Consider the following 11686-nt stretch of genomic DNA (forward strand, 5'->3'; position numbering starts at 1 on the left):
GCTGTTTTCACCCCCTTTGCTTTCCCCCCTTTACGGAGCACACGTGTGCACTTCGCCTGAACACGGGTCCGAGCATGCCCAGGCGGGCGCCGGACGACGCAGTTTCCTGAGAGCCACCGCGCTGCTCGGTGCCGCCGCCACGGCGGGCATCGCGGTACCGACGGTGGCCGAGGCCGCCACGTCGGGCAGCCGCTGGAAACCCGACACCGACAGCCGGCGCTTCACCCTCGCGGTGATGCCCGACACCCAGTACCTCTTCGACGGGCCGAGCATCGACAAGGCGCCCGTCGAAGCGTCCCTGCGCTATCTGCTGGAGCAGGGCAAGGAGGAGAACCTCGTCTTCCTGTCCCACCTGGGCGACCTCACCCAGAACGGCGCCACGGCCGAAGTCGTCGCGATCAGTGAGGCGTTCAGGCTGCTGGACCGGCGCGGGGTGGGCTACAGCGTCCTCGCCGGCAACCACGACGTGAAGTCCTCGACGGACGACCAGCGCGGTGCGACGCCGTATCTGGACGCCTTCGGGCCGGACCGCTTCAAGGGCAAGCCGACGTACGGCGGCGCCTCTTCGGACGGATACAACACCTTCCACCTCTTCAAGGCCGCGGGCCGGGAGTGGATGGTCCTGGCGCTGGACTGGCGGCTCTCGGCGAAGGGCTACGCGTGGGCGAAGGACGTCCTCGCCCAGCACCCGAGGACGCCCGTCATCCTCACCACCCACGAACTGGTCGTCGAGGACGACACGTTGTCGGCCTACGGTCAGCAGCTGTGGGACCAGCTGATCGAGGACCACGACCAGATCTTCCTCACCCTCAACGGCCACTACTGGCCCGCGGGACGGGCGACCCGCAAGAATGCGGCGGGGAACGACGTCCACCTGCATCTGACGAACTACCAGAACCGCTACTTCGGCGGTGCGGCGATGATCCGCCTCTACCGTTTCGACCTCGACCGGAACGTCATCGACGTCGAGACGGTCTCGCCGTGGATCCTGGGCCGGGCCGGGAAGGGCCTCAACGAGCTGGAGCGGCAGGAGATCGAACTCAGCGGTGACGCCGACCGGTTCACCGTCGAGGTCGACTTCGCCGACCGCTTCTCCGGGTTCGACCCGGTGCCCGCGCGTCCGGCACGCCCCGCGTCGAAGATGCTGATCCCGGGTACGGTCGCCTACTGGCGGTTCGAGAGTGCCGCGAGCGACACCGTCCGTGACCTCTCGGGCCGCGGCAACGACCTCTCCCTGGTCACGGTCGGCGGCGGCACGCTCGGCTGGTCCTCCGACCACCATCCCGACCAACCGGGGCACGGCAGCCTGGAGTTCCAGGGCTACAAGTCCCCGCTGAAGGGCGCGTATCTGCGCACGGTCGACGGGGCGCCCCTCAACTCGGCGACGTTCAGGGCGGGTTACACCATCGAGGCGTTCTACCGTCTCCCCGCCGACTGGGACCCCTCGCACCACGCCTGGTCCGGCATCGTCAGCCGCACCGGCACGGGCGGCGCCGCCGGAAAGACAGGCGACGACCCCGACGAGCCGCTGGCCACGCTGTCGCTCTCCAACGACCGCGAACCGCAGTGGGCGATGCGCCCCCTCAACCAGGAGGGCATCGCCACCAACTGGGGCCAGGAGACACCACTGGAGACCTGGTGGCACCTCGCGGTCGTCAACGACGGCCGCCACACCACGCTGTACGTCGAGGGCTGCCCGGTGGTCCGCAATCCGAAGGCGGTCTCGACCGGCATCACCTCGGTCGGGCTGCCGTGGCTGCTCGGTGGCTACGAGTACGGCGGCCAGATCGACCAGATCCTGCACGGCCGCCTCGGCGACGTGCGCATCGTCGAACGGGCGCTGCCCGTCACCTCCTTCATGAATCACTGACAGGGACCACGATGACCAAGCAACAGTTGCCCGCCTGGGCCGATCCGTCCGTCTCCCCTGCCTTCCTCGACGCCCAGGGCATGTCGAGGCGCCAACTTCTTCGGCGCGCCGGACTCTTCGGTGCCGCCTTCGCCGTGGGGTCGGCGGCGACCCCCGCGGCGGCCACCCCCATGGCGGCGGACGACAACCAGGACGACCCGCGGCTGGCGTACCTGGTGGGCGACCACCACGTCCACTCCGTCTACAGCCACGATGCCAAGTACACGTTCTCCCAGCAGGCGAAGGCCGCCGCGACCTACGGCCTGGACTGGATGGTGTTCAACGAGCACTCCAACTTCGGACACGCCTCCTACGGCGCGAAGCTGGAGCACGAGGAGATCCTCAAGGCCCGTGCGGAGAACCCGCGTCAGCTGATCTTCCAGGGTCTGGAGTGGTACATCCCGGCCGCCGAGCACTGCACGGTGTTCGCCGCGCCCGGCCCCCACGAGGTGGACCTGCTCACGCAGTTCGAGCTCGCCTACGACGGCAAGCTGCTCGGCTACACCGACGGTTCCGCGACCGGCACGGACACCGCCCGCAACGAGGCGCACGCCGTCAAGGCGATCAAGTGGCTCGCGGAGCAACGCCGTTCGGGCTATGTGGACGACGTCCTCGTCCTCGCCAACCACCCCCTCCGGCTCGGCATCGACTCCCCGCGCGAGATGCGCAACTGGCGGGACGCGGCCCCCGAGATCATGATCGGCATGGAGGGCGCACCGGGCGCCCAGGGCGCGGCCATCCCCGGCTGGCGCGGTACGACCTCCATCCGCGGCGAGTACGAGAACAAGCCGTCCGCCCAGTCCTGGGCGGGCTATCCGACGGACGCGTATCTGACGTACGGCGGCTTCGACTGGGCGACGGCGACCGTCGGCGGGCTGTGGGACTCGATGCTGGCGGAAGGCAGCCTGTTCTCGATCACCACCAACTCCGACAACCACCGCACGGTCTTCGACACCTGGAAGAACGGCGACTGGCCGACCGGCCAGAACTTCGACAACACCGGCAAGCTCCCCGACCCGGTGAACACCGACACCCCGCAGCCCGGCAGCGACTTCTGGCCCGGCCAGTTCAGCCGCACCCACGTCGGCGTCACCCGCTACGGCTACCGCGCGGTCATGGCGGGCCTGCGCGCGGGCCGCGTCTGGCTCGACCACGGGCATCTGCTCGACGGACTCGACGTCCGGGTCAAGCGGGACTGCGACTTCGGCCGGGGCGTCACCCTGGGCGGCCGGCTGCGCGTCCGCAAGGGCGAGAAGATCAGCCTGTACGTCACCGTCACGACCGCGTCCCGCCCCAACGCGCAGGGAATCCTGCCCGAGTTGGCGCACGTCGACGTGATCCGCGGCGCGGTGCGCGGCCCCGTCACCGACCGGGACTCCTGGAAGGCGCCGGACACCAAGGTCGTACAGACAAAGGACGTCAGCGGCCGCAAGGGGACGTACACCCTGCGCATCCCGCTGACCGCCGGGGACGAGTCCTTCTACGTCCGGCTGCGCGGCAGCGACGGCAACCGCCATGGTGCGGGCTACCTCGGCGCCTCGATCGACCCGAACGGGCCCATCCCGCACGAGCCCGGCAACGGTGACCCGTGGGCGGATACGTGGTTCTATTCCAACCCCGTATTCATCGACGTGGCAGGTGCCTGATGAAGCGTCATCTACTGTCTCTGGGCTGCTTATCGGTGTCACTCGTGCTCGGAGCGGCGGGCACCGCGTCGGCGACCGGTGACCCGCGCTGGGTGGAGACCGGCACCGCCTACACCGACACCCTCGGCGGCGGCCAGGGGCTGGCGAGCCGCGCGGACGGCACCCTGCTGTACCGCGGGCTCGCCTCCATCCCGCTGGACCTGCGCCTCAAGGGCTGGAACCACGTGGGCGACCCGGACATCTCGCGGAACGGCTACACGTTCGACGCCTACCAGGGCCCGGACACGGCCACGTCGAAGATGTTCGCGGTCACCACACCGGCCGGGCAGCGGTACGAGTACGTCCATCAGCTCAACCCGGGCGAGAAGCTGAACAACTCCTTCGCGACCGTCTCGCCGGACGGGCAGTGGCTGGTGTCGGGCGAGTGGGGCGACCAGAACCGACTCCAGGTCTTCCCCGCTCCCCTCCTGAACCCGGCCACTCCGCCCACCGGCGGGGCGCTCAAGGAAGCCTGGCAGATCACCCTGGACAAGCCGGTGCGCGACATCCAGGGCTGTGACTTCGTGACGGACACCCGCCTGGTGTGCGCCTCGAACGACGCGACGGGCACCCTCTTCCCTGAGCTCCGCCCGCTCCTCCAGGTCGACCTGCCCCGCAAGCTGGACGGGCAGCCGATCACGGGCGCCGTGAAGAGCCTGTTCGCCCTGCCGCAGCGCAGCGTGTGCACGGGCACCTTCGAGACGGAGGGCGTCGACTACGACGCGCACACCGGCACGCTCCGCGCGGAGGTGATTCCGCCGGGCGTCTGCGCGGTGGCGACGGCCGTGTACTCGTACCGGCAGCTCACAGGCTGATCGGGGCGAGGTACGGTGGCCGCGTGACCACGGAAGAGTCGCTGCGGCCCCAGTCCCTGATGCTCACGTTCCTGGGCGACCAGGTGCTCGGGCGTGACGTCTGCGTGTACTCGGGCAGCGTCATCGACGTCTTCGCCCGGGTCGGCGTCGGCGAGCAGGCGACGCGCTCCACGCTGACCCGCATGGTCAACCGCGGCCTGCTGCGCCGCCAGCGCGAGGGCCGCCGCATGTACTTCGGTCTGACCGAGCACTCGGCGGCGGTCCTGCGGGACGGCGAACGCCGCATCTGGCAGACGGGAGCGGTGAACCGCCACTGGGACGGCACCTGGACCCTCCTCGGCTTCTCCCTCCCCGAGTCCTGGCAGCGCCAGCGCCACGACCTGCGCTCCAAGCTGACCTGGAGCGGCTTCGGCCCCCTCTTCAGCGGCCTGTGGATCGCCCCCGGCGAGGTCGACGTGGCCGAACTGGTCGCCGATCTCGGCCTGTCGGCCCATGTGAAGGTCTTCCGCGCGCACGCCGACTCCGGCATGGACATCGGCGCGATGATCGAGGAGACCTGGGAACTGGCCGAACTGGCCGAGCGCTACGAGCAGTTCGTACGACGCTGGCAGCCCTGGGAGACCAGGGCCCCCGAGGCCGACGAGGCGCTCGCCCAACGGCTGCTGCTCCAGGCGGAGTGGCTGCGCGTCATCCGCCGCGACCCCCGGCTCCCGGTGAAGCACCTGCCGGACGACTGGCCGGCCGAAGAGGCGGAGAAGACGTTCCGCCACGTGCACGAACGCCTCACCCCGCTCGCGGACGCGGCGGCCCGGGAGCTGATCGATCTGGTGCCCGCGCACGACTGAGCTGTGACGGCGGCGCACCTTGATGGCGCGGACTGTCGTAAATGCCCCGCGCACCGGGATGATCTGGGACTCTAGGGGGAATGGCCGTTGCACGACCAGCAGGCATACCGCAGTTGACGGGGGCTTCGAGGAGGCCGCGGATGCGCACCGAGGTGTATGCGGGCGACGGGCGACGATTAGCCGTCGAGATAGCGGGCGATCTCACGGGCACCCCGGTGTTCCTCCTGCACGGCACACCCGGCAGTCGGCTCGGCCCGGCACCCCGCCCCATGCGGCTCTACCACCAGCAGGTCCGCCTGATCACCTACGACCGCCCCGGCTACGGCGCCTCCGACCGGCTGCCCGGACGACAGGTCTCCCATGTCTCCGCCGATGTCGCGGCCATCGCCGACGCCCTCGGTATCGAGCGTTTCGCCGTGGTCGGCCGCTCCGGCGGCGGTCCCCACGCGCTGGCCTGTGCCGCGCTGCTGCCCGACCGGGTGACCCGGGTCGCGGTCCTGGTGAGCCTCGCTCCTTGCGACGCCGACGGTCTCGACTGGTTCGCCGGTATGACCGCCTCCAACGTCAAGGAGTACGCCGAGGCCCTGAGCGGCCCGGATCAGCTCGCGGACAGTCTGCGCAAGCGCTCCGACGGCATTCGCGCCGATCCGCGTCAGCTCCTCGACCAACTGCGGTGGGAGCTGACCGAGTCCGACCTCAGAGTCGTCGCCGACGCCGCCATCCGGGCCATGCTGGAGCGCAACTACCGGGAGGCGCTGAGCGTCTCGGCCGACGGCTGGGTCGACGACGCCCTGTCCTTCTGCACCTCCTGGGGCTTCTCCCTGGACGACATCTCCGTACCGGTGCTGCTGTGGCACGGAGAACAGGACGTGTTCTCACCGGCCAGCCACACCAAGTGGCTGGCCGAGCACATTCCCGGGGTGCGGGCCGTGCTGCATCCGAAGGAGGCGCATTTCGCGTCGCTCCGGGTCCTGCCGCAGATGGTGACCTGGCTGCTGGGCGGCCGCTCCCCGCTGGCGGCCGACCACGCCTGAGCCTGCTCGGGTCAGACCGTCAGCGGCTCCAGATCCCGGTGGATCCGCTTGCCCCCGCGCACCGTCACCGTATGCGGATGCTCCGCTCCGAGCCTGCGGGCCAGATCCTCCTGCGCACTGGACTGGAGCTGGTCCGCCTCCGGGATGCGGCCCAGGGCCCGCAGGGTCACGGAGAGGTTGGCGCGGGCGACGACCGTGTCCGGGTGGTCGATTCCCAGGGCCGCCTGGAACCCCGCGATGGCCTTGCGCTCCAGGTCCTCGGTCTCCCGCAGCACGCCCAGCTCCGCCAGTGTGTTCGCGAGGTTGACAGCGCAGGACAGGGTGTAGGGGTGCTGGTCGCCGAGCACCTCGCGCAGCAGGGTGTAGTTCTTCTCCAGCAGGTTCCTCGCCTTGCCCGCCTCTCCGGCTCCGCGCTGGAAGATGCCGAGGTTGTTGGCGGCGGCCAGGGTCGCCGGATGCCGGTCGCCGGGCGCTATCCGGTACTTGCTCACGGTGCTCTGGGCCAGCTTGAGCGCCTCGTCGCGGGCCCCGGTGGCGTACAGGTCCGTCGCGTAGTTCAGGGCGCAGTCCAGCACGTCCGGGGTGGCCGGTGGCGTACCCCGCAGCCGATAGTGCTCACGGGTCTGCTGGGTCACCGCGCGCGCCTCGTCCACAAGGCCGGCCTTGCGCAACGACACGGCGAGGCACTTCGCGATGCGCAGGGTGTCCGGATGGGCCTCGCCGAACAGGGCGACGTAGGACTGGAATCCGGAGCGCAGCAGCGTGATCGATTCCTCGTAGTCACCGGTCTCGCGCAGGTCGCGGCCCAGGTTGAGCACGCTGGACAGGGTGTACGGATGTGCGGCGCCCAGGTCCTCACGGCGGCGGTCGTAGACCTCCTGGTCGACGTCGCGGGCCTCGCTGTAGCGCCCGAGCACCCGAAGGCACCAGGCCCGGTTGTTGTTGGCGGAGAGGGTGCGGGGGTGGTCCTCGCCGAAGCTCTCCCGGAAACCGACGTACGCCTCCGTGGCGGTCTCCAGGGCCTCGGTGAACTTGCCGATGCTGCCGAGGTCGATGGAGAGGCCACTGGCCGTCATGAGGATGTGCGGATGCCCGGGTGGCAGCACCTCGCGCTGGCGGATCAGGGTCTGCTCGCCGAACTGCGCCGCCTCCACGTACTTCCCCAGCGAGCGCAGCACGTTGATGCGGTGGAACTGCAGGTAGAGCAGCTGGATCTGCAGGTTGGCGGCGTAGATCCGCTCGTCGTCGAGGCTGCGGGGCGCCCGGGTGTCGTCGCTGCCGTCCGCGCCGGTGAGCGGCACCGGGTCGGGGGTCGTGCCCTGTTCGAGCTGGGCGACGCGCTTGCGGCTGTCGGCCAGTTGGCGCTCCCACAGGCTGTGCAGCTCCTCGCCGAAGGAACTGGCCCTGTCCAGGTCGCCGCGCTTCCAGAGGTAGCGGAGGCGGTCGATGAGCAGCTGCCGGGTCTCGGGCTCGTCGCAGGTGCTCGCCTCGGAGGCCTCCAGATGGGCCCAGATCGCGGCGAAGATGGCCTGGTTCTTCGGGTCGTCGATCGGTTCCTCGCCCGGGGGACGCGCGCCGGCGAGGACGCGGTGCACCACGTGCTGGGCGTCCTCCTGCTCTCGCGGTGAGAGCTGGTCGCGGATCACCGCCTGGACCAGCCGGTGCACCTGGATCGAGCCGGCCGCCCGGTCGATCTTGGCGAGCGCGAACCGGCCGATCTCCCGGATCACCTTGCCGAGGACCATCTTCTCCTGAAGCGAGGGGTCCACTTTGGACAGGGCGCGGATCATCGCGTCGCCGTAGAGCAGGTTGTCCAGGGAGATCGGCTCCGCGGCGAAGAAGGCGCACAGCTGGAGCAGCCGCACGGCCGCCGGGGAGCGCTCCTTGAGGCGTTCGATGGAGACGTTCCAGGTGGCGCCGACCGGTTCCGGGTAGTCCGTCGGCTGGCTCATCGACAGCACCCGCTCGGTCTGCTCCTCCAGCTCGGCGAGATACCTGTCGACCCGCGTGCCGGTCTCGGCGAGCCAGGCACCCGCCTGGTCGAGCGCCAGGGGCAGGTCTCCGACGGCCTCGGCGACCTGGTCCGCCTCCTCCGGGGTGAGGCCCGCGGCCCGGCGCAGCAGGTGCTCGACGCTCTCCTCGCGGCGGAACGGGTCGATCTCCAGGGCCTCGGCGAACTGCAGCCAGGTCTGGTCGCGGGAGGTGACCAGGATGTGGCCGTTGCCGCCGGGAAAGTGCTCACGGAACTTCTTCGGCTCGTCGTCAGCGTTGTCGAACACCACGAGCCAGCGCAGCGTCCCGCTCGACTGCCGCAGATACTCGCGGACCTCCTGCGCGACCTGTGCCGCGTCCTCGCCGACGCGCAGCCCCAGTTTGGCCGCCAGCGCCGCCAGCGCCGAGACCACGAACTCGTGCTTCTCGGAGGTGATCCACCACACCACGTCGTAGTCCGCGGCGAACCGGTGCGCGTACTCCAGTGCGATCTGTGTCTTGCCGACACCGCCGAGCCCGTACAGGGCGTACGTCGACGGGGTGCCGCCCGAGCCACCGCTGACGAGCCCGTCGCGCAGGTCTTCCAGGAGTTTGCTGCGGCCGGTGAAGGAGGTGTTGCGCTGCGGGGCGTTCCAGGTCCTGGGCGACGCGGTCGGGAAGCGGACCTCGGCCGGCATGTCCTCGTCGGACAGTTCCGCGGGCAGCGCGGGCTTGCCCAGGGTCCTGAGCAGCGCGGAGGAGTCGCCGTTCTCCGTGATGCGCACCATGTCCACCGACGCCAGTTCGCTGAACGCGGGTGAGGGGCGCAGGTCACCGACCCTGACCGCGACGACCTGGCGCCGGCCCGTGTGGGTGCCGCCGACGGTCGCCTCCCACACCTGGTGGGCCCGCGCGGAGCGCTGGTAGGCCGCGGACATCACGACGACCGTGCGATCGGCGGGCTTCTCCGCGCCGTCGTCCTCGCCGCCGACGTACTTCAGCGCGACACGGAAGCCCGCGCGGGACAGCGTCGAGGCGATCCAGTCGGCCCACATGCGGTCCTCGGACACATAACTGACGGTCAGGTCGGACGGCAGCGGCGAACGGGTCCGCGTGAACAGCTTGTTGACCCGTCGGCGCGCCTCGTCGTCGATCCGGGGCAGCGCCTTGACGACCTGGTCGCTGATGACGCTGGTGAGCCGCTCGAAGGCCGACAGCAGGGAGGTCGGGTTGCCGGCCTCGTCGCCGAAGGTGGCCAGCGTCTCCTCGTAGGCGTAGTAGGGGCGGTACGGGACCTCCACCGCTCCCCAGTAGGCGGCTCGGTCCTCCTCGGTCATCCCGGCGGGGAACCCCTCGAACTTCGTCCGCGCCAGCGAGCGGCCGGCGTCCGCCTTCACCTTCTCGCCCTCGTCGATCCGCATGGGTACGGGGAGGATGCGTACCTCGCGGCTCTGGAAGCGTTCGGCGATGTCGTGGGCGACGAGGGAGGCGCCGTCGATGCTCTGGCTGCTGAGGGTGAAGCAGTCGACCAGGATGTCGGGTAGGTGGGCGGTGCAGATGTCCGCGATGTCGGAGAGACCCGTGCGGCTGTCGATGAGCACGTAGTCGTAGTTCTGCCGCATGTCGTCCCGCAGCGCGTCGAAGAAGAGGCCACCGCCGAGCCGGCCGTAGAAGTTGTCCCAGTCGAAGGAGTTCACGAAGGTCGAGTAGTCGCGGTTCTGCCGTCCGGCGGAGACCAGGTCGAGCGTTCCGGTCTCGGGGAAAGGCCAGGTCAGGGAGACGGCGTGGCGCTGGATGCGGGCATATTCCAGGTGCCAGTCCGCCGCCCGCTGCTTCTGGCTGTCGGCGTCGCCGGTCGCCGCCCACGCGTAGTCGTTGAGGAGGTCGATCACCCCGGTGGTGGCTCCGATGGTGGCCGGGTCCAGGAACGGGTGGAAGAAACGATGCAGCCCGGGGGCTTCCAGGTCCCAGTCGACGGCGAGGACGCGCTTGCCGTTCGCGGCGAGGATCCAGGCGGTGTTGGCGAGTGCCATCGTCCGGCCGGTGCCGCCCTTGAAGGAGTAGAACGTCACTATGCGGCCGTTACGGCCGTCCGGTCGGTCAGGGCTGCTCATCGCGGTTTCCCTCCTCGGCGTTCCGACGGTGTTCCATGGGCCGCCCGGCATGACCGCCCGCCTCGCCGACCCTGAATCTCTCGGGGCCAGTGCCGGGTGGCGGACAGGGTGGGGCGTTGCGCAGGTACTCCCTGGAGGCCCAGGCGACGACCTTCGGCAGCACGTCGTCGAACGTACGGTGATCGGGGATGCCCAGTGCCGTGGACTTGAGCGCCGGACGCTGCCGACGCGTCGTGTTGGGCAGGGCGGCCTCCACGTCGTCGACCAGTTTCTGGCGGACGCCTTTGTTGTCGTCGTCCGCTTCGTTCCAAGGAACGGCCAGTCCGGTCGACCGCGTGTTGTCGCTGTCGAACGCTCTCAGTTGCTCCAGCTGTTCCGAGTCGCGCAGCATCCAGCGGTCGAGGAGCAGGATCTCCGGAGCGTCGGCCGGTCCGAAGGCGGGGTCGAATTCCTGGACCACGGGCCGGTAGTCGAGACGTGCGGCAATGGCCTCGGCCGTCTTGGCGAGCGGCTGGTCGGGGTCGGCGTGGTAGGGGTTCCAGTCAAGCGGCGAAGGGCCGTAGCACTCGGGGCTGCTCCCTTGGGGCAACCGGCCCGTCGAGCCCGCAGCCACGCTGATCCGCAGTGTGCGGCCTGTGGACGAGTGCGTGGTCGCCGGCGGGGCGAAGGCATCGCGTGCGTTCGCCAGATCGGCGGCGATGCCGTGCTCCACGCTGACACTTTCCGCTACTTCCTTGATGCGGTACGCCAGTTGCAGCACGGCGCGCTCGTAGTCCGTGCGGAAGGCTTTGACCTTGATGAGACCGTACAAGCCGAATGATCGGTAACGCGCCCCCAGGTCGGGATGCGCGTACTGGATGCCCTTGGCGCATTCCGGGAGTTCACGATCACTTATCGGTGACCACAGGGCCGGCACCATCGCAATGGGAGTTCCACCGTGGTCTCCCTGCCCATCGACCCGCACCCGGCGTCTGTCGAACAGCGCCCATTCCTTGCCGCACCAAGCACTGTTGAAATACCGGGGCGAGTACAACGGCACGAACACCTTGCAGCGGGCGATCGAGCGGGTGAGTTCCTCGGGCCAGATCTGCCCCGCCTGCATCGAACCGTCCATGAACCCGGCCCCACCGACCGGCACGTTGGTGATGTTCCGTATGTGGGAGCAGAGATCGCGAAAGAGGCGCCGGACCCACAGGTTCGGATCAGGGTCGTCGAACGAACCGTCCGGGGGAATGTGTGCATAGCTCAGAAAGAAGTAAGGGACGGCTGCCCCCGCCCCCAAGGATTCCGACGACTCCACGCGATCCCCCGAT

The 11686-nt window shown here is 69.6% G+C and carries 7 protein-coding genes; 5 read left to right on the top strand and 2 right to left on the bottom strand.

The genetic code is table 11. The features are described from left to right. Window positions 1–43 precede the first annotated feature (43 nt). The 5 genes from ABZ928_RS08055 to ABZ928_RS08075 all read left to right on the top strand — a co-directional run bounded on the left by ABZ928_RS08055 (window position 44) and on the right by ABZ928_RS08075 (window position 6288). Window positions 44–1870, top strand: a complete 1827-nt coding sequence (locus tag ABZ928_RS08055) for a LamG-like jellyroll fold domain-containing protein (RefSeq protein ID WP_361515925.1) — start codon at window positions 44–46, stop codon at window positions 1868–1870. 11 nt (window positions 1871–1881) lie between these two features. Further along, window positions 1882–3555, top strand: coding sequence for a histidinol-phosphatase (locus ABZ928_RS08060; RefSeq protein ID WP_361515927.1), 1674 nt, complete (start codon window positions 1882–1884; stop codon window positions 3553–3555). Beyond that, entirely contained in the window at window positions 3555–4409 is an 855-nt protein-coding gene (locus tag ABZ928_RS08065; RefSeq protein WP_361515929.1) for a hypothetical protein, read from the top strand. Before ABZ928_RS08060 ends, ABZ928_RS08065 begins: the two co-directional genes overlap by 1 nt. A gap of 23 nt (window positions 4410–4432) precedes the next feature. Next, on the top strand, window positions 4433–5254 hold the full coding sequence (locus ABZ928_RS08070) for a PaaX family transcriptional regulator C-terminal domain-containing protein (RefSeq protein ID WP_361515930.1): 822 nt from the start codon (window positions 4433–4435) through the stop codon (window positions 5252–5254). Window positions 5255–5394: 140 nt separating this feature from the next. Continuing rightward, window positions 5395–6288, top strand: a complete 894-nt coding sequence (locus tag ABZ928_RS08075; protein WP_361515932.1) for an alpha/beta hydrolase — start codon at window positions 5395–5397, stop codon at window positions 6286–6288. An 11-nt stretch (window positions 6289–6299) separates the two neighbouring features. Here the strand turns inward: ABZ928_RS08075 and fxsT are convergent, their stop codons facing one another. After that, the gene (fxsT, locus tag ABZ928_RS08080) at window positions 6300–10373 is read right to left on the bottom strand and encodes an FxSxx-COOH system tetratricopeptide repeat protein (RefSeq protein ID WP_361515934.1); all 4074 of its coding nucleotides are present in this window, start codon (window positions 10371–10373) and stop codon (window positions 6300–6302) included. Next, window positions 10360–11673 (bottom strand): TIR-like protein FxsC, encoded by a 1314-nt coding sequence (locus tag ABZ928_RS08085; protein WP_361515936.1) that lies wholly within the window; start codon window positions 11671–11673, stop codon window positions 10360–10362. The genes fxsT and ABZ928_RS08085 overlap by 14 nt, the downstream gene beginning before the upstream one ends. Window positions 11674–11686: the final 13 nt, after the last annotated feature.

Source organism: Streptomyces sp. NPDC046909 (assembly GCF_040644695.1).
Lineage (GTDB): Bacteria > Actinomycetota > Actinomycetes > Streptomycetales > Streptomycetaceae > Streptomyces.